The 16,787-nt window shown below is 73.5% G+C and carries 19 protein-coding genes; 15 read left to right on the top strand and 4 right to left on the bottom strand.

Annotated features, from left to right (window positions below; genetic code table 11):
• Positions 1 to 20: 20 nt before the first annotated feature.
• Positions 21 to 902 (bottom strand): FHA domain-containing protein, encoded by an 882-nt coding sequence (locus Q0795_RS08295; protein WP_298888730.1) that lies wholly within the window; start codon positions 900 to 902, stop codon positions 21 to 23.
• Positions 903 to 905: 3 nt separating this feature from the next.
• Positions 906 to 1,139, bottom strand: a complete 234-nt coding sequence (locus Q0795_RS08290; protein WP_298888728.1) for a hypothetical protein — start codon at positions 1,137 to 1,139, stop codon at positions 906 to 908.
• Positions 1,140 to 1,355: 216 nt separating this feature from the next.
• Here Q0795_RS08290 and Q0795_RS08285 point away from each other — a divergent pair, with 216 nt between their 5' ends.
• Together Q0795_RS08285 and Q0795_RS08280 are read left to right on the top strand one after the other, a co-directional pair.
• Complete coding sequence (locus Q0795_RS08285) at positions 1,356 to 2,168, top strand: DUF4397 domain-containing protein (protein WP_298888727.1); 813 nt, start codon at positions 1,356 to 1,358, stop codon at positions 2,166 to 2,168.
• A 3-nt stretch (positions 2,169 to 2,171) separates the two neighbouring features.
• Positions 2,172 to 2,933: a class F sortase gene (locus tag Q0795_RS08280; protein WP_298888726.1), complete on the top strand. Its 762-nt coding sequence runs from the start codon at positions 2,172 to 2,174 to the stop codon at positions 2,931 to 2,933.
• A gap of 16 nt (positions 2,934 to 2,949) precedes the next feature.
• Here Q0795_RS08280 and Q0795_RS08275 read toward each other — a convergent pair whose 3' ends face one another.
• Entirely contained in the window at positions 2,950 to 4,224 is a 1,275-nt protein-coding gene (locus Q0795_RS08275) for a class I SAM-dependent methyltransferase (protein WP_298888724.1), read from the bottom strand.
• Between the two features lie 58 nt (positions 4,225 to 4,282).
• On the opposite strand from Q0795_RS08275, the gene Q0795_RS08270 reads away from it, so the two are divergent.
• The 13 genes from Q0795_RS08270 (at position 4,283) to Q0795_RS08210 (ending at position 15,896) form a co-directional block, all read left to right on the top strand.
• The gene (locus Q0795_RS08270) at positions 4,283 to 4,828 is read left to right on the top strand and encodes a sigma-70 family RNA polymerase sigma factor (RefSeq protein WP_298888722.1); all 546 of its coding nucleotides are present in this window, start codon (positions 4,283 to 4,285) and stop codon (positions 4,826 to 4,828) included.
• Positions 4,825 to 5,547 (top strand): anti-sigma factor, encoded by a 723-nt coding sequence (locus Q0795_RS08265; protein WP_298888720.1) that lies wholly within the window; start codon positions 4,825 to 4,827, stop codon positions 5,545 to 5,547. Before Q0795_RS08270 ends, Q0795_RS08265 begins: the two co-directional genes overlap by 4 nt.
• The gene (locus Q0795_RS08260; RefSeq protein ID WP_298888718.1) at positions 5,544 to 6,080 is read left to right on the top strand and encodes a pyridoxamine 5'-phosphate oxidase family protein; all 537 of its coding nucleotides are present in this window, start codon (positions 5,544 to 5,546) and stop codon (positions 6,078 to 6,080) included. The genes Q0795_RS08265 and Q0795_RS08260 overlap by 4 nt, the downstream gene beginning before the upstream one ends.
• Positions 6,077 to 6,883, top strand: coding sequence for a TspO/MBR family protein (locus Q0795_RS08255; protein ID WP_298888716.1), 807 nt, complete (start codon positions 6,077 to 6,079; stop codon positions 6,881 to 6,883). The genes Q0795_RS08260 and Q0795_RS08255 overlap by 4 nt, the downstream gene beginning before the upstream one ends.
• Before the next feature lie 100 nt (positions 6,884 to 6,983).
• Positions 6,984 to 8,345, top strand: a complete 1,362-nt coding sequence (locus tag Q0795_RS08250) for an FAD-dependent oxidoreductase (RefSeq protein WP_298888714.1) — start codon at positions 6,984 to 6,986, stop codon at positions 8,343 to 8,345.
• Positions 8,342 to 9,097, top strand: coding sequence for a DUF1365 domain-containing protein (locus Q0795_RS08245; RefSeq protein WP_298888712.1), 756 nt, complete (start codon positions 8,342 to 8,344; stop codon positions 9,095 to 9,097). Before Q0795_RS08250 ends, Q0795_RS08245 begins: the two co-directional genes overlap by 4 nt.
• Complete coding sequence (locus tag Q0795_RS08240) at positions 9,094 to 10,374, top strand: cyclopropane-fatty-acyl-phospholipid synthase family protein (RefSeq protein WP_298888710.1); 1,281 nt, start codon at positions 9,094 to 9,096, stop codon at positions 10,372 to 10,374. Before Q0795_RS08245 ends, Q0795_RS08240 begins: the two co-directional genes overlap by 4 nt.
• Positions 10,375 to 10,706: 332 nt before the next feature.
• Positions 10,707 to 11,429 carry a CPBP family intramembrane glutamic endopeptidase gene (locus tag Q0795_RS08235; protein WP_298888708.1) on the top strand — a complete coding sequence of 241 codons (723 nt, stop codon included), beginning with the start codon at positions 10,707 to 10,709 and terminating at the stop codon, positions 11,427 to 11,429.
• 4 nt (positions 11,430 to 11,433) lie between these two features.
• Positions 11,434 to 12,378 (top strand): NAD(P)H-binding protein, encoded by a 945-nt coding sequence (locus Q0795_RS08230; protein WP_298888707.1) that lies wholly within the window; start codon positions 11,434 to 11,436, stop codon positions 12,376 to 12,378.
• 88 nt (positions 12,379 to 12,466) lie between these two features.
• Positions 12,467 to 13,546 carry an ABC transporter ATP-binding protein gene (locus Q0795_RS08225; RefSeq protein ID WP_298888705.1) on the top strand — a complete coding sequence of 360 codons (1,080 nt, stop codon included), beginning with the start codon at positions 12,467 to 12,469 and terminating at the stop codon, positions 13,544 to 13,546.
• The gene (locus Q0795_RS08220) at positions 13,543 to 14,184 is read left to right on the top strand and encodes an ABC transporter permease (protein ID WP_298888703.1); all 642 of its coding nucleotides are present in this window, start codon (positions 13,543 to 13,545) and stop codon (positions 14,182 to 14,184) included. The genes Q0795_RS08225 and Q0795_RS08220 overlap by 4 nt, the downstream gene beginning before the upstream one ends.
• Positions 14,181 to 14,870 carry an ABC transporter permease gene (locus Q0795_RS08215; RefSeq protein WP_298888701.1) on the top strand — a complete coding sequence of 230 codons (690 nt, stop codon included), beginning with the start codon at positions 14,181 to 14,183 and terminating at the stop codon, positions 14,868 to 14,870. Before Q0795_RS08220 ends, Q0795_RS08215 begins: the two co-directional genes overlap by 4 nt.
• A 102-nt stretch (positions 14,871 to 14,972) precedes the next feature.
• On the top strand, positions 14,973 to 15,896 hold the full coding sequence (locus Q0795_RS08210) for an ABC transporter substrate-binding protein (RefSeq protein WP_298888699.1): 924 nt from the start codon (positions 14,973 to 14,975) through the stop codon (positions 15,894 to 15,896).
• A 9-nt stretch (positions 15,897 to 15,905) separates the two neighbouring features.
• On the opposite strand, the gene Q0795_RS08205 is transcribed toward Q0795_RS08210, so the two are convergent.
• Positions 15,906 to 16,784 (bottom strand): MerR family transcriptional regulator, encoded by an 879-nt coding sequence (locus Q0795_RS08205; protein WP_298888697.1) that lies wholly within the window; start codon positions 16,782 to 16,784, stop codon positions 15,906 to 15,908.
• Between the last annotated feature and the right edge of the window lie 3 nt (positions 16,785 to 16,787).

Genomic DNA, 16,787 nt, shown 5'->3' with positions numbered 1-16,787 from the left:
GGTCGCGGGGAGCCCGCGCCTCAGCGCTCGTAGTGGTCCGGTCGTCGCTGCGGTCGCTGCCGGCTGAACTCCCCGCCCTCACGGCCGCCGTAGGGCCGGCCGTGGTCGGCGAACTCCTCGCGGACGTAGACGAAGCGCTGCTCGTCACAGGTCACCGTGGCCCCGGTGCGTAGGACGACACCCTCGCCGACCACCGCCCCGGCGACCGACACGTCCCCGTCGACGGCGTGCACGAGGTACTCGTCGTCGGCCGGGTTGCGCCGGACCTCGGCATGGTGCGCCGCCAGGCCCGGGATGACGACGTCGCTGTCCGGGTCGGCACCGATGGTGGTCGTGCCCCGGCGCAGGTGTGCCGTCTGCCGCGGGCTGCCCTGCTCCGGACCGGGGGGCAGGTAGTAGACGAGCCGTGGGTCACCCCGGCCGAGCGGGTCGTGGGTCGTCGTGACCCGGCGCCGCCGCCCCGACGGCACGATGGGGACGGGGGGCCACGGGGTGCTGGGGGGTGTGAGGTCGGCCAGCGACGGGCCCGCCTCGCCGGAGCGCCGCAGCATGCGCAGTGCCGCCCTGCGGTCTCGTACCGCCACGTGCCGCGAGCCGGTGACGGCGCGGTCCAGGAGCCTGGAGCGGACGTCGCCGAAGGCGAGCACCGGTCCGTCCGGGCCGGACACGACGACGGTCAGCCCGGCCCCGGCCGCGAGGGCGCCGACGTCGGAGGCGAGGTCGGCAGCCTGCCGCCTGCCCATGCCGAGCGGCAGGCCGACCAGCCGGTCCAGCGTCACCTCGATCTGGGACCCGGTACCCCGGATGCGGGCCGTCAACCCGTCGTCCTGGGTGCCGTCGCCCGACGGCGACGTGGAGACGGTGAGCGTGAGGTCGGCCTCGACCCGCAGCTGCTCAGCCATCACTCAGCCCTGGTGCTCGCGGTCCTCGGTGGTGATGCGCAGCGTGCCGTCCAGCTTCCAGGTCGCGCGCGGTGCGTCCGGGCCGGTGTCGCGGGGCACCTCGACCGACATGTCCTGGAACGTGTAATTGATCGCCGCGCCCTGCCCGGTCAGGTAGTCCCACATCTCCTTGCCGAGGTCGGTCCAGGAGACGGCCTCGCCGCTCGTCCCGGTCATCTGTCCGTGCTGCTCGCTCATGCCCAGCTCCTCTGCGTCGGGAACACGTTGAAGGTGTGTCCAATGTTTTCCACTATGGACCGCCCCGAGGACCACGCGCAACCGCAGAATGCGGGCAGGTTCCACAGCTTTCACACAAACTGTGGACAAAGGCTGAATCCGCAGCCGGGTGCCCGGACGTAGTAGGGGGTGAGGGCAGAACAGGTCTGCCCCAGCTGCGATGAAGGAGCACCCCTCATGCGGAAGATCACTGCAACCACCACGGCGGCACTACTGGCCGGAGCCGGTACGGCGGCCTTCGCCACCCCGGCCATGGCCGACAACCACGAGGCGACCGTCTCGGTGCTGCACGCCGTACCCGGCCTCACGGTCGACGTCTACGTGAACGGCGAGGAGACCGTCCCCGACTTCGAGCCGGGCACGCTGACCGACCCCCTCATGCTCCCCGAGGGAACCTACGACGTGGAGGTCTACGCCGACGGCGACGACCCCGAGTCCGCCGAGCCGGCGATCTCCGCCGAGGGCCTGGAGGTGCCGGGCGGTGCGAACCTCACCCTGGCCGCCCACCTGGCCGAGGACGGGACCCCGATGCTGTCCGCCTTCGCCAACGACACCTCGACGCTGGACGCGGGTCAGTCGCGGCTCACCGTGCGGCACGCCGCCGCCGCCCCGGCGGTCGACGTCCGTGCGGGTGGTAGCCCGGTGATCGAGGGGCTGACCAACCCCAACGAGGAGGTTCTGAACCTCGACGCCGGCACCGTGTCGGCCGACGTGGTGCTCGCGGGCACCGAGGACGTCGTCATCGGCCCGGCCGACCTGGACCTCGCCGAGGGCACCAACACGATCGTCTACGCGTGGGGCTCCGCCGAGGAGGGCACCCTCGACCTGGCGGTGCAGACCATCGACGGTCTGCACGGCGACCCGGGTGGCGTGCCCTCCGGTCAGGGTGGGATCGCCACCTCGACCGGCGTGCTGACCGTGCTCCTCATGGCCGGCGCTGCGGGCGCGGTGCTCGCCGGCAGTCGCCTGGTCCGTCGCGAGGTCGCCTGACCCTTGCACCGGACCCAGCCCCGCCGCGGCCGGCTCTCGCCGGCCGCGGCGGCGGCCCTGCTCCTCAGTCTCGCGGTCGTCGTCGGGGCCCTCTGGGGCCTGCAGCGAGGACCGCTCCCGGCTGCTGCCGACTTCGGGTCGCCCGCCCCGGCGCCCTCGATCGGTCCGGCAGCACCGGGCGCCGCGGTGGACCCTGTCCCCACCGCGGCGCCGCCGGGGGGCGGAGGGGACGACGCACCCGCGGGGCGTGACGCCCCGCGGGTCGTCGTGCCCCCACCCGACGTCCGGGACGCCTCGGTGGAGGCCGCAGCGGCGCAGGGCCAACCGGCCCCCACGCGGTTGCTGGCTCCCACCCTCGGCCTGGACGTGCCCCTGGACGCCGTCGGCGTCACCGGCGACGGGCTCATGGAGATCCCCGAGGACGCCGACCGGGCCGGGTGGTACCGCCACGGTCCGGCCCCGGGGGAGGACGGCTCTGCGGTGATCGCCGGCCACGTGGACGACCGCGCGGGCCCCGGAGCCTTCCTGGCCCTCACCAGCGCCGAGCAGGGCACCCCGGTCACCATCGTCCGGGAGGACGGTTCCCAGCTCGACTACGTCGTCACCGCACGGCGGACGACCGACAAGAAGGAGCTTCCCGTCGATGACCTCTTCGACCGTGAGGGAGAGCAGCGCCTGCAGCTCATCACCTGCACCGGCGAGTGGTCCGAGCGTGCCGGGAGCTACACCGACAACCTCGTCATCACCGCCACGCCGGCCCCGTGAGCCCGGCGGCCCGACCTCAGCCCTCGGGCCGACGCAGGACCAGCTGGTCCACGCCCATCCGGCCCGCCGCGAAGGTCCAGGCCGCGCCCGCGAGGTAGAGCTCCCAGACCCGGGTGACCTCCTCCCCGACGAGGTCGACGACGTCCTCGCGCCGACGTCGCAGCCGCTCCTCCCAGGAGCGGATGGTCCAGACGTAGTGCTCGCGCAGCGCCTCGACGCCGCGCAGCTCCAGCCCCGCCCGCTCCAGCAGCTGCACCGTGGCACCGACCGGCCGCATCGACATGTCCGGGGCGATGAAGGACTCGATGAAGGGCCCCCCGCCAGGGTTGCGGCCCGGCCGGCTTATCTGCTGCACCAGCACCGGCGCGCCCGGGGCGGCCAGCCGGTGCAGCGTCGCGGCGTACGTCGGGTAGTTCCGGTCGCCGACGTGCTCGCCCATCTCGATCGAGGCCACGGCGTCGAAGCCCGACTCCGGCACCTCCCGGTAGTCCTGGAGCCGCACGTCGACCAGGTCGCCCACGCCCTGCTCGCCGGCACGGGCGTGCACGAAGGCCTGCTGCTCGCGGCTGATGGTCACCGCGGTCACCCGGGCGCCGTGCTCCCGGGCGGCGTGCAGGGTGAGCGAGCCCCAGCCGCACCCGACGTCGGCCAGCCGCTGCTCCCGGCGGGTGTGCAGCCCGAGCTTGCGGCAGACCAGCTCCAGCTTGTCGGACTGCGCCTGCTCGAGGGTGTATGCCGCGTCCTCCCGGCCGCGGAGCAGGTCCGCCCCGTCGGCGGTGACGTAGGCGCAGGAGTAGGCCATCTGCGCGTCCAGGACGAGCTCGTAGAAGTCGTTGGACAGGTCGTAGTGGTGGCTGATCGCCGCCCGGTCGCGGGTCAGGCTGTGCAGGCGTCCCCGGACGACCGCCTGGGAGGCCGGTGGCGCGGGCGGTCGCCCGATGAGGCCGAGGTCCTTGGCGAGCAGCCCCAGCCCGGCGACCGCCCTGGCCCGCTGGGCCGGGGTCGGCCGGGGGGCGCGGCGCGCGAGCTCGTCCCGGACCTGGGTCAGGGCCGTTCCGAGCTCGCCCTCCACGACGACCTCGCCGGTGACGAAGGCCTGCGCGGCGCCGAGCTCGCCGGGTGCCCAGAGCAGACGCCGCAGGGCCTGCGGGGTGGTGAGCCGCACGGTCGGGTGCGAGCGCGGGTCGGCGCCCGCGGTCGACCCGTCCCAGGCGACGAGATGGACCGGCAGCGGGCCGCCGGCCAGCGGCTCGAGCAGGGTGGTCAGGCGAGGCGCGACGGGGGAAGGCATAGCGTCGACCCAAGCACACCGTGCTCGCGGCGCGCGCCGGTTCGCCTAGGGTTGCGTCATGAGCGTGGAGGACGGCGATGACGACGCGATCGCCGTGGCGTGGGAGAACGCCGAGCCCGAAGCGCTCGAGCGTGCCTACCGCCGGTGGGGCGGGCTCGTCCGCGGCCTCGCCCGGCGCGCCGTGGGTCCGGACGACGCCGACGACGTCACCCAGGCGGTCTTCGTGTCCGCCTGGCGCGGGCGCGCGACCTACGACCGCGATGCGGCTCCGCTCGGTGCCTGGCTGGTCGGCATCACCCGGCGCCGCATCGCCGACCAGCTGCGCGCCCGTCAGCGCCAGGTCCCCGTGGCCGTCGCCCGCGAGCAGCAGGACGTCCCCGACGGCAGCGCCTGGACAGCGGCCGACAGCACCGACCTCCTCACCATCTACGAGGAGCTGGAGCGCATCGGCGACCCGCAGCGCCGCATCATCCTGCTCGCCTACGTGGAGGACCTCACGCAGCGGGAGATCGCCGAGCGGCTCGACCTGCCGCTGGGCACGGTCAAGACCCATACGAACCGAACCCTGGCACGGCTCCGAACTCTTCTCGGAGGTGCGCGATGAACCACGATGAGCGGTATGCCGGACGGCCCGCCGACGACGTCACGCCGGACCGTGCGCAGGAGCTGTTGGCGCGCGGCGGCGATCTGTCCGAGACGCCGGGGGACGCGGTGTGGGAGCGCATCCGCGCGGAGATCGAGGGCGCGGACCAGCTCGCCCCGCGCCGACGCCGCGCGCGAGCTGCGGGCGCACGCCGTCGACCCGGCCGCTGGCCCCTGCTCGCGGCGGCCGCGGCCGGTGCCCTCGTCGCGTGGGTGGGCACGGAGGTGGTGGGCGCGGGCCAGCAGGGCGAGGAGATCGTGGTCGCCGACGCCACGCTGCAGGAGCTGCCCGACGCCGGCGGGGCCGTCGACGGCAGCGCGGAGGTGGTCAGCGTCGACGGGGAGCGGCGCCTGCGCGTGCAGCTGGACGAGCTGCCCGACACCGGGTCGGGGTACCTCGAGGTGTGGCTGCTGCGGCCGGACGTCAGCGGGCTGGTGACCGTCGGCGTCATCTCGGGCACGACCGCGGAGTTCAGCCTCCCGGCAGCGGTCGACCTGGACGAGTACCCGGTCGTCGACATCTCCCGGGAAGAGCTCGACGGCGACCCGTCGCACGGTGGACTCAGCGTCGTCCGGGGAGAGCTCAGCACGGCCTCGGCCGGTGCCGGCGACCCACCACCCGTGGCCACCGACCCCCTGACCGACACCCCAGCCCGCAGCGACCGAGAGGCATACCCATGACCGAGCACCACGACTCCAGCCCGTCCGACCCGGTGACCGTCACCTCCGACCCCGAGGCGGTGAAGGAGGCCCACGAGGTCATGTCCACCATGGACGTGGCCATGCTCACCACCGTCGACGCCAGCTCCGACGACGGCCGGCTCACCAGCCGGCCCTTGTCGACCCAGGTGCACGAGGAGGACGGCGACGTGCTCTTCCTCGTGCGCGCCAGCAGCGCCGTGGTGACCGATGTGCAGGCCCACCCCAAGGTCAACGTCGCCTACTCCTCGGCGAAGGCGTGGGTCTCCCTCGCCGGGAGCGCCACCGTCATCGAGGACCGAGAGCTGGTGGAGCAGCTGTGGTCCAAGGGCGCCGACGCCTTCATGGAGGGCGGCCCGGACAACCCGGACAACGTCGTGCTGAAGGTCAACGGCGACACCGTCATGTACTGGGGCGGGGGGTCGCTGGTCGGGACGGCCGTCGACACCCTCAAGATGATCACCGGCAGGGGGGACCAGGAGGACGCCGGCCCGACCGTCGTCGACCTGCCGTGAGCACCCGCGCGCAGCAGGTCCTCGTGACCGTGGCCGCCGTCGTGTGGGTCGGCGGCACGCTCCTCGGCACCGGCCTCGTCGCCGGTGGCGGCGTGGAGACGCAGGGCGGTGGCCTCTTCTCCGACAGCGCGACGCTCATCGCGCCGCAGGGTCCGGCCTTCTCCATCTGGTCGGTGATCTACCTCGGTCTGGCCGGCTACGTCGTGTGGCAGTGGCTGCCGGCCGTCGCCGGCTCGCGCTGGGCCCGGGCCACCCGGGTCCCGGCCGCGGCGGCCATCGCGCTCAACGGGATCTGGCTGCTCGTCGTCTTCGCCGGGTGGGTCCTCGTGTCCGTGCTCGTGATGCTGGGCATCGTCGTCTCGCTCGGCCTGGTGCTGCGCGCGACCTCCGGCCTGCCGCGGCAGGGCGTCGGCGCGGACGTCTGGGTGTCGGCGACCTTCGGGCTCTACCTCGGCTGGATCTGCGTCGCGACCTGCGCCAACATCGCCTCCTGGCTGGTCGGCCTGGGCGTGGCCACGGACAGCGCCCTGTCCACCTGGGTCACCGTCGCGGTGCTCGCCGCCGTCGTCGTCATCGCGACCCTCCTGCTGCGGCGGACCGACCAGCGGCTCTTCCAGCTCGGCCTGGCCGCGGCCGTCGTCTGGGGCACCGCCTGGGTGGCCTCGGGACGGTTGACCGGCGAGCTGCGCTCGGAGGTGGTCGGCGTCGCCGCGGCCCTCACGGCCCTGCTCGTCGCCGCCGCCGGGGTGTGGGCGCTCGCCCGGTCCCGGCCGGGCGTCGACGGCCGGAGCCGGACCGCCTAGGTCGGCGGGGCCCCCGCTCCGCGGGCGGGGAGCGCAGGTCAGCCCGGGTGCCAGGGGCCGACGGGCAATCCGATCGGTGCCGACGGCACGAACACCCGCCATGACCAGTGCCCCGACGACGACCTCTCCCGCACCGGCCCGCGCCGCCGACGACCGACCCACCGTCGCCGTCGTCGGTGCCGGTGTCGCGGGCCTGAGCGCGGCATACCACCTGCGGCACAGCCACCGGGTGCTGCTGCTCGAGGCCGACGGCCGGCTGGGCGGGCACGCCGACACCCACGACGTGCTCTCCGACCGGGGGGAGCGGCTGGCCGTCGACTCGGGGTTCATCGTGCACAACGACCGGACCTACCCCGTGCTGCGGCGCATCTTCGACGAGCTCGACGTCCCCACGCAGGAGACGGAGATGTCGATGTCGATCACCTGCGACGGGTGCGGGCTGTCCTTCGCCGGCGCCAAGGGTCTCGGCGGCCTGCTCGCGCAGCCGAGCCGGGTGCTGGACCCTCGCTACCGACGGCTGCTGCGCGAGGTGCCCCGCTTCCACCGGGCCGCGCTCGCCGAGCTCGCGGCGTCCCGCCGCGGCGAGGCCGCACCCCTCACGTGGGGCGGCTTCCTCGAGCGCGGTCGCTTCGACCCCTACTTCGTGCAGCACTACGCCATCCCGCTCATCTGCTGCGTCTGGTCCTCCGGCCACGAGGACGCCGCGGCCTACCCCGCCCACCACCTCTTCGAGTTCCTCGACCACCACGGCCTCCTCACCGTGGGTGGGTCGCCGACCTGGCGCACGGTCGTCGGCGGCAGCCGGGTCTACGTCGAGCGCATCCGGGAGGCGCTGGTCGCGGCCGGCGCGACGGTGCGCACGGGCGCGCCCGTGACGGGGGTGCACCGGCACGCGGACCGGGTCGAGGTGAGCACCGGTGGTGCCGCGCCGGCCACCGAGACGCTCGACCGGGTGGTCCTCGCGACGCACGCGGACATCGCCCTGCGGGTGCTCGGCGACGCGACCGAGGCAGAGCGCGCCGACCTCGCATCGATCCGCTACTCGCTCAACCCGACCGTCCTGCACACCGACCCGGGGGTGCTGCCGACGGCCCGCCGGGCCAGGGCGGCGTGGAACTACCGGCTCACGGGGTGCGCGGCCCGCGAGGACCGGGTGCTCGTGAGCTACTGGATGAACACCCTGCACCGGCTGGGCCCCGACGTCCCCGACGACTACGTCGTCACCCTCAACCACGTCGGACGGGTCGACCCGGACCGGGTGCTCGTGGAGCGGGAGTACGCTCATCCGGTGTTCACGCACGAGGCCATCGAGGCCGCTGCGCGACTGCGCGAGGCGGGCGGGTCGCGGCTGGCCTTCGCCGGCGCCCACCTGGGCTGGGGCTTCCACGAGGACGGCGCGCGCTCGGGTCTGCAGGCCGCGCGACGGCTGGAGGGGAAGCTGGCGCTCGGCGGTGCGGCATGAGCACCGCCGTCCTGGATCCCCCGTCGGTGCCCGCCCTGGTCGTCGGCACCGTGGCGCACACCCGGCACCGACCGGTGCACCACGCCTTCCGCTACCGGACCTACCAGTGGCTCGTCGACCTCGACGACCTGCCCACGCACCGCGGGTGGCGGCGCCTGGTCAGCACGTTCTCCGCGACCGACCACCTCGACGGAGGCCGGCTGGGCGGCGGCCTGCGCGGCGACCTCGAGCGATTCTGCGCACGTCGCGGGGTGCCGCTGGCGCCCGACGACCAGGTGCTCATGCTCGCCAACGCCCGGGTCCTGGGTTACGTCTTCGACCCGCTCACCGTGTTCTGGGTGCGCACCGCCGCCGGACGGCTGCGGACCGTCGTCCTCGAGGTCCACAACACCTACGGCGAGCGGCACGGCTACCTGCTCGACCTCGACGGGGCCGGCCGCGGCAGCATGGACAAGGAGCTCTACGTCTCGCCCTTCAACGACACCCGTGGACGGTATGCCGTCTCCCTGCGCCTGACCCCGGAGCGGGTCGCCGTGGTCATCGGCCTCGAGCGCGAGGGCGAGCGGGTCATCACCGCGGTGACCGACGGCATACCGCGCCCGGCGACGCCCGGGGCGGTGGCCCGGGTGGTCCGTCGGCACCTGCTCATGCCGCAGGTCGTCACCCTCCTCATCCGGCTGCACGGGCTGCGCCTCTGGCGCCGGCTGCCGATCCACGACCGTCCCACCCACCCGAAGGAGGCCGTCCGATGATCAGCCCAGCCCCCCTACCCGTCCGCACCGACCCCGTGGCCCGAGCCCGCGCGGCCGCCGCCCGGCGGGTCATGGAGCAGGTGCTGCGCCGGGTCGACGTCGACCTGCGCACCGAGGAGGACGAGCGCCGTCGCGCTGACGCCGGCACCGGCCAGGACGCCCGGCCGGTGGGGCGGCCGGCCGTCGTCCTGCACGAGCCGGAGCGCTTCTACGCCCGGCTCGGCGCCTCGCACAAGGTGGCGGTGGGCGAGGGCTACACCGAGGGCGACTGGAGCCCGGCCCCCGGACACGACCTCGCCGCCGTGCTGCTCCCCTTCGCGCAGCGGCTGGGCGACGGCCTGCCCCGACCGCTGCGGGCCCTGCGGCACCTGGCTGACCAGGCGCTCCCCCGCTCCACCCGCAACACCCTCGACGGGTCGCGCCGCAACATCGAGGCGCACTACGACCTGTCCAACGAGATGTTCGCGGCGTTCCTGGACGCGTCGATGACCTACTCGTGCGCGCTCTTCGACGAGGACGCCCCCTGGCACGACCAGACGCTCGAGGACGCGCAGCTGCGCAAGGTCGACGCGGCGCTGGACCGGGCGAGGGTCCAGGAGGGGAGCCGGCTGCTGGAGATCGGGACGGGGTGGGGCACGCTGGCCGTCCGGGCGGCCCAGCGGGGGGCGCAGGTGCGCACGATCACCCTCTCGGGCGAGCAGGCGGCGTGGGCCGGGAAGCGGGTGGCCGAGGCCGGGCTGGCGGACCGGGTCGAGGTGCGGGTCCAGGACTACCGCGAGGTCGACGGCGAGTTCGACGCCGTGGTGTCCGTGGAGATGGTCGAGGCGGTCGGGGAGGAGTTCTGGCCGACCTACTTCGGGAGCATCGACGCCCGGCTCGCACCGGGAGGGACGGCCGTGGTGCAGGCGATCACGCTCCCGCACGAGCGCTACCTGTCGACCCGCAACACCTACGGCTGGATCCAGAAGTACATCTTCCCCGGCGGCGCGCTGCCCAGCCTCGACGCCATGGAGCGGATCTGCACCAGGCACACCTCCCTGCGGCTGGGCGAGGCCCACGTCTTCGGGCAGCACTACGCGGAGACCCTGCGCCGCTGGCGCACCAGCTTCGGCGAGGCCTGGCCGCGGATCGTCGAGCTCGGCTTCGACGAGCGGTTCCGGCGCATCTGGGAGTTCTACCTCGCCTACTGCCAGGCCGGGTTCACAGCCGGCACGATCGACGTGGGTCAGGTGGTCCTGCACCGTCCCGTGCGGGGCCCGGTGGCGGCCGGGCGATAGGTCCGCACCGGACGCGGGCTGTGCACGCGACGGCGGACGGTACGAGTGTTTCCCGCCACCCGTACCGGCCGCTGTCCCGTGCACAGCCCAGAGCGTGCAGACACCACCCGCACCACGGGGAGACGGGCACGGCGTCAACCCTTCCCAGCATGGCGCCGTGGATCGTCCGTGTCAAGGGTTTGTCACATGCTGAGTGCCGGTCGGTCCCCGGTATGCTGGCCCTCGAGGCATCGTGGGACGGCCGCCGAGGCGCGGCTGCACCATGTTTGTCCCACGAGTCACGACAGGCTTCGAGAGGCGGTCCGGTGCCAGGTACGGCAGGGTGGGCAAGCGTGAACCCCGTCACCGAGCTGAGCGCCTTCCTCCGTGCAGCGCTGGTGACGAAGGTGCCTCGGGACCACCGTGACCCGCCCGCCGTCCGGGTGCGTCGTCAGGTGGTGACCGGGCTGACGCTGGTGGTCGGCACGGCCCTGCTGTGGTGGTCCCTGCGCCTGGAGCCCGGCAACCCGCTCTTCTACCTGGGCAGCTCCGCCCTCGCCGCCACCTGGGTGCTCGGCGCCTTCGCCTCGGGTCGTCTCTACCTGGGCCGCGGCCATACCCGTCGGGGCCAGTCCTACGCCCGTCCGGTGGTGCAGTCCCTCGCCCTCGGCCTGCTGCTCCTGGCCGTCTTCACCGCCGGTGCGCTGCTCGTGGCGCAGGTGCCGTTCCTGCTCGGCCCGGTCAACGAGCTCCTGGACCACGTCCGCTTCGCCTCGGTCCCGCTCGTGCTCGTCATCACCGTCGTGAACGGCATCGCCGAGGAGATCTTCTTCCGCGGAGCGCTCTACGCCGCCATCCCCGAACGCTGGACCGTCATCGCGACGACGGCGATCTACGCCCTGACCACCGTGGTGGCCGGGGTGCCGCTGCTCGTCTTCGCCGCCGTCTGCCTGGGGCTGGTCTGCGGGCTGCAGCGCCGGGTCACCGGCGGGATCCTCGGCCCGGCCATCACGCACATCACCTGGTCCTCCGGCATGCTCCTCATCCTGCCCCCTCTCCTGTCGATCGTGAGCTGACACCATGACCTCATCCCCCTCCGACACCCCCACCCCCGACACCCCCACCCGCGTGGCGCTGGTCACCGGCGCCACCGGCTACGTCGGTGGGCTCCTGGTCCCGCGCCTGCTGGACGCCGGGTACACCGTCCGCGCCCTCACCCGGTCGGCCGACAAGCTGCCCCAGGAGTGGGCCGATCGCGTCGAGGTGGCCGAGGGGGACGCCAACGAGCCGGCCGACCTCGCACGGGCGCTGGGCGGCGCCGACCTCGCCTACTACTTCATCCACTCCATGGACGGCTCGGGGGACTTCGTCGAGCGGGACCGACGCCTGGCCCGGGAGTTCGGCCGGGCGGCCCGTGAGGCGGGGGTGGGTCGCATCGTCTACCTCTCCGGTCTGCATCCGCAGGGCAGGCTGTCCAAGCACCTGGCCTCCCGGGTGGAGGTCGGCGAGATCCTCATGGCCTGCGGGGTGCCGACCGCGGTGCTGCAGGCCGCGACGGTCATCGGCTCGGGCTCGGCCAGCTTCGAGATGCTGCGCCACCTCACCAAGCGGCTCCCGGTCATGGTCGCGCCGAAGTGGTTGAAGAACCGGATCCAGCCGGTGGGGATCGACGACGTGCTCCACTACCTCGTCGCCGCAGCGGACCTGCCGCCGGAGGTCAACCGGACCTTCGACATCGGTGGCCCGGACGTGCTGACCTACAAGGCGATGATGCAGGGCTTCGCCGAGGAGACCGGGCTGCGGCACCGGATGATCGTCACCCTGCCCGTGCTGACCCCGTGGCTCGCCGGCCACTGGGTCGGTCTCGTCACCCCCGTCGACGCGGGGGTGGCCAAGCCGCTGGTCGGCTCGCTGGTCCACGAGGTCGTCTGCCAGGAGGACGACCTGCGCGAGATGGTCGGTGCCCCGCCCGGGGGCCCGACGCCGTACCGCGACGCCGTGCGGTCCGCCGTCGGCATCCGCTAGCCGTGCCGGCATCGCCTCCCACGCCCGCTCACCCTCCCGGGGACTGCCTGGGGTGCCGGTGTCGGGCCCACCCCGTAGGGTCTGGGTGATGATCCGCTTCGAGAGCGTGACCAAGAGGTATCCCGACGGCACCACGGCCGTGGACGACCTCAGTCTGGAGGTCCCCCGGGGCGGCATCACCGTCTTCGTCGGGCCATCGGGCTGCGGCAAGACGACGAGCCTGCGGATGATCAACCGCATGGTCGAGCCCACCGAGGGGCGGATCCTCATCAACGACGAGGACGTCGCCGACCGCAAGCCCGCCCGGCTGCGCCGGTCCATCGGCTACGTCATCCAGCACGCCGGGCTCTTCCCGCACCGCACCGTGCTGGCCAACGTCATGACGGTGCCCACCCTCATCGGCTGGGACAAGGGCCGGGCCCGCACGGCCGCGATGGAGGCCATCGAGAAGGTCGGGCTCACCGCCGACCAGGCGTCCCGCTACCCGGCCCAGCTCTCCGGTGGGCAGCAGCAGCGCGTCGGTGTCGCCCGCGCGCTCGCCAGCGACCCGGAGGTGGTGCTCATGGACGAGCCCTTCAGCGCGGTCGACCCGTTGGTGCGCACCGACCTCCAGAACGAGGTGCGCCGCCTGCAGCGCGAGCTCGGCATCACCGTCGTGCTCGTCACCCACGACATCGACGAGGCCATCAGCCTGGGCGACCACGTCGCGGTGATGCGCCAGGGCGGTCACCTGGCCCAGCTCGCCAGCCCCGGGGAGCTGCTCACCGAGCCCGCCGACGACTTCGTGGCCAGCTTCGTCGGCAAGGACCGCGGCTACCGCAAGCTGGGGTTCACCACCACGCAGGTCGAGTCCGATCCGGAGGAGACCGTCGCGCTGGGCGAGGACGTGCCGGCCGGGCGCGGCTGGGTCCTCGTCGTCGACGAGGACGGGCAGCCGCTCGGCTGGGTCGACCGCCAGGGCGGCACCGGCGGTCCGGTGCGGGAGGAGGAGCTGCACCGCATGGGCTCGCTCGCCGAGGTCGGCGACTCCGCCCGGGTCTTCCTCGACGCCGCGCTCTCGGCGCCCTCCGGTCGGGGGGTCGTGGTGGAGGACGGCCGGGTGGTCGGGACCGTCGTTCCCGAGCGCGTGCTGGAGGCGATCAGGGCGCGGGGCGGGAGCGCGGCGTGATCGGGGGCGTCGCCTGGTCCACCGTCGGTGACCTCCTGCTGCGCCACCTCTACCTCGCCGGGGTGCCGCTGCTGGTGGGCCTGCTCATCAGCCTGCCCCTCGGGTGGCTGGCGACGCGGTACCGCTGGCTCGCCCCGCCGATGATCGCGGGCACCGGGCTGCTCTACACCATCCCCTCGCTGGCGCTGTTCATCCTGCTGCCGCTGCTGCTGGGCACCCGCGTCCTGGACGACGCCAACGTCCTCGTGGCGATGACCCTCTACTCCGTCGCGCTGCTCACCCGCACGGTGGCCGACGGCCTGGGCTCGGTGCCCGGGGCGACCCGGCAGGCAGCCACGGCCATGGGGTACGGCGAGCTGCGCCGCACCCTCGTCGTGGACCTGCCGCTGGCCGTGCCGGTCATCACCGCCGGCCTGCGGGTCGCGGCCGTGAGCAACGTCTCCATCGTCTCGGTGGCCGCGCTTATCGGGGTGAGCCAGCTCGGGCAGCTGTTCACCGAGGGCTTCAACCGCAACGACATGGGACCGATCGTCGTCGGCATCGCCGCGTGCGTCGCGCTCGCGCTCGTCCTGGACGCAGGCATCGCGCTGCTCTCCCGGGTGCTCACGCCGTGGCTGCGGGCGGGGGTGGCCCGATGATCTCCCTCACCTGGCAGTGGCTCGTCGACCCCGCCACCTGGACGGGGCCCGGTGGGATCGTCGCCCAGAGCATCACGCACCTGCGGATCTCCGTCGTGGCGCTCCTGCTGGCGGCCCTCGTCGCCGTGCCCGTGGGTCTGTTCATCGGCCACACCGGCCGCGGCCGCTGGCTGGCGATCAACCTGGCCGGCGCCTTCCGGGCCATCCCCTCGCTCGGCGTCCTCTTCGTGGCCACCCTGCTGCTCCTGCCCCGGCTCAGCGGCAATCTCGCCTTCGAGCTGCCGGTCGTCCTGGTGCTGGTGCTCCTGGCCGTCCCGCCGGTGCTGTCCGGCACGTATGCCGGGGTCGAGGCCGTCGACCCGGCCGCCCGGGACGCCGCCCGCGGCGTCGGGATGACCGAGGCCCAGATCCTCTGGCAGGTGGAGTTCCCGGCCGCCCTGCCCCTGCTCATCTCCGGGCTGCGCTCGGCCATGCTGCAGATCATCGCCACGGCCACCATCGCGGCCATCGTGGGCATCGGCGGGCTGGGGCGCTACCTCATCGACGGGCAGGCCTCCCGCCAGTACGAGGTCATGGCCGGCGGCGCCATCGTCGTCGCCCTGCTGGCCCTGCTCGTCGACCTGGTGATGGCCGGCGTCCAGCGGGTCGTCGTCTCGCCCGGGCTCGTCGTCGCCAAGGAGCACTGAGGCGCCCCGATCCCGTGACCACATCGTGACCCAGCGCACGGCATACCCCACCCGGACCCGACGTTCGACCAGACAACCCAACCCCATCGGGAGGACCCCCTCATGCGACGCACCGCAGTCATCACCCTTGCCCTGAGCGCGACCCTCGGCCTGGCCGCCTGCGGCGGCGGCAGCGACCCCATGGACACCGGCGGCGACTCCGAGGCCGGTGGCAGCGAGGACGCCGGCGCCGGCAGCATCACCATCGGCTCGGCGAACTTCCCGGAGAACGAGCTGCTCGCGGAGATCTACGCGGCCGCGCTCTCCGACGCCGGGGTCGACGTCGACACCCAGCTCAACATCGGCAGCCGCGAGGCCTACATCGCCGGCATCCAGGACGGCTCGATCGACGCGCTGCCGGAGTACTCCGGCGGCCTCGCCACCTACCTCAACCCCGAGATCACGGCCACCTCCTCCGAGGACGTCCTCGCCGACCTGGAGGAGAACCTGCCGGAGGACCTGCAGGTCCTGGAGATCAGCGAGGCGGAGAACAAGGACTCGCTGGTCGTCACCGGTGAGACGGCCGAGGAGCTGGGGCTCACCACCATCGGCGACCTGTCCGATCACGCCGGCGACATGACCCTCGGGGGCCCGCCGGAGTTCGAGACCCGACCGAACGGCGTCGACGGCCTCCAGGAGGTCTACGGCCTGGAGTTCGGCAGCTTCCGCTCGCTGGCGGCCGGCGCCAACCTCACCGTGCAGTCGCTGGCCAACGGTCAGGTGGACGTCGCCAACATCTTCACCACCAACCCGGCTGTCGAGGAGAACGGCTTCGTGGTCCTCGAGGACCCCGAGTCGCTCTTCGCGGCCCAGAACATCGTGCCCCTCCTGCGCGCCGACGCGGTCAACCCGACCATCGAGGAGACCCTCAACGAGGTGTCGGCCGCGCTGAACACCGAGAACCTCACCTCGATGATGGTGCAGGTGCAGACCGAGGGCCAGGACCCGGCCGAGGTGGCCCGGGAGTTCGTCGACGAGAACCTCTGAGCGCTCCCGTCACCGCCGCAGGAGGTCGCGCGACACGGCGCGCGCGGCCTCCACGGCAGACGGGGGCAGGGTGCGCCCGAGGGGGTGGGTGGAGCTGCCGTACCCACCGACCCAGACCGGGACGCCGGGGTAGGTCTGGGTCAGCCGCTCGATGAGCTCGCCGGCCGGCTCCGCGTCGCGCGGTATCGGCACCGAGACCACGACACCCGCCGGGCCGAGGGTGCGCACCGAGTGGTCCCAGCTGGCGACCGGGACGTCCGCGCCGAGGAACCGCACGTCGATGCCCTGACGGCGCAGGCAGACGGCGAAGGCCAGGGCGCCGAGCTGGTGCAGCGCGCCGGGGGGTAGCCCCACCAGCGCCACCGGGGCGCCCTCGTTGAGACCGGCCGCGTCGAAGGCGGCCGACAGCCGCCGGTGCACGGCGGCCGAGACGAAGTGCTCGCTGGCGACGTCGACCTCGCCGCGCTCCCAGGCCCGGCCCAGCTCGGTGAGGGCCGGCATGAGCCACCCCTCCAGCGCGTGCTCGAAGGACGTCCGCGCCATGGCCCGGTCGAGCACCGCGGTCAGGAGGATCTGGTCGTAGCGCTGCGCGGCGAGGATGAGGTCCGCGACGGGCGGACCCTCACCGGTGCGGAACTCGCCGGTGCTGGTCGGCTCGGAGGTCTCCTCCTGCACCTGCGTCGCAGCCAGCGATGCCGGGCTGCCGCCGCGCACCAGCTCGGCCATGCGGCTCAACCGTCGGATGTCGGCGTCGTCGTAGAGCCGGTAGCGCGAGCTGCTGCGCTGCGGCTCGACCACGGCATACCGGCGCTCCCAGGCGCGGAGGGTGGCGGGGGCGACCCCGGTGAGGTCGGCCACCTGCTTGACCGTGTAGCGCGCCTGCCCCATCGC

The sequence above is a fragment of the uncultured Serinicoccus sp. genome (genome assembly GCF_947487915.1).
Lineage (GTDB): Bacteria > Actinomycetota > Actinomycetes > Actinomycetales > Dermatophilaceae > Ornithinicoccus.
The sequence above is the reverse complement of the archived record's forward strand: the minus strand, read 5'-3'. Positions and strand labels throughout refer to the sequence as shown.

Excerpts from the sequence above, each read along its gene's own strand:
- Q0795_RS08295 (WP_298888730.1), bottom strand. The coding sequence starts at position 902 with ATGGCTGAGCAGCTGCGGGTCGAGGCCGACCTCACGCTCACCGTCTCC.
- Q0795_RS08290 (WP_298888728.1), bottom strand. The coding sequence starts at position 1,139 with ATGAGCGAGCAGCACGGACAGATGACCGGGACGAGCGGCGAGGCCGTC.
- Q0795_RS08285 (WP_298888727.1), top strand. The coding sequence starts at position 1,356 with ATGCGGAAGATCACTGCAACCACCACGGCGGCACTACTGGCCGGAGCC.
- Q0795_RS08275 (WP_298888724.1), bottom strand. The coding sequence starts at position 4,224 with ATGCCTTCCCCCGTCGCGCCTCGCCTGACCACCCTGCTCGAGCCGCTG.
- Q0795_RS08270 (WP_298888722.1), top strand. The coding sequence starts at position 4,283 with ATGAGCGTGGAGGACGGCGATGACGACGCGATCGCCGTGGCGTGGGAG.
- Q0795_RS08265 (WP_298888720.1), top strand. The coding sequence starts at position 4,825 with ATGAACCACGATGAGCGGTATGCCGGACGGCCCGCCGACGACGTCACG.
- Q0795_RS08260 (WP_298888718.1), top strand. The coding sequence starts at position 5,544 with ATGACCGAGCACCACGACTCCAGCCCGTCCGACCCGGTGACCGTCACC.
- Q0795_RS08250 (WP_298888714.1), top strand. The coding sequence starts at position 6,984 with ATGACCAGTGCCCCGACGACGACCTCTCCCGCACCGGCCCGCGCCGCC.
- Q0795_RS08245 (WP_298888712.1), top strand. The coding sequence starts at position 8,342 with ATGAGCACCGCCGTCCTGGATCCCCCGTCGGTGCCCGCCCTGGTCGTC.
- Q0795_RS08240 (WP_298888710.1), top strand. The coding sequence starts at position 9,094 with ATGATCAGCCCAGCCCCCCTACCCGTCCGCACCGACCCCGTGGCCCGA.
- Q0795_RS08230 (WP_298888707.1), top strand. The coding sequence starts at position 11,434 with ATGACCTCATCCCCCTCCGACACCCCCACCCCCGACACCCCCACCCGC.
- Q0795_RS08225 (WP_298888705.1), top strand. The coding sequence starts at position 12,467 with ATGATCCGCTTCGAGAGCGTGACCAAGAGGTATCCCGACGGCACCACG.
- Q0795_RS08215 (WP_298888701.1), top strand. The coding sequence starts at position 14,181 with ATGATCTCCCTCACCTGGCAGTGGCTCGTCGACCCCGCCACCTGGACG.
- Q0795_RS08210 (WP_298888699.1), top strand. The coding sequence starts at position 14,973 with ATGCGACGCACCGCAGTCATCACCCTTGCCCTGAGCGCGACCCTCGGC.
- Q0795_RS08205 (WP_298888697.1), bottom strand. The coding sequence starts at position 16,784 with ATGGGGCAGGCGCGCTACACGGTCAAGCAGGTGGCCGACCTCACCGGG.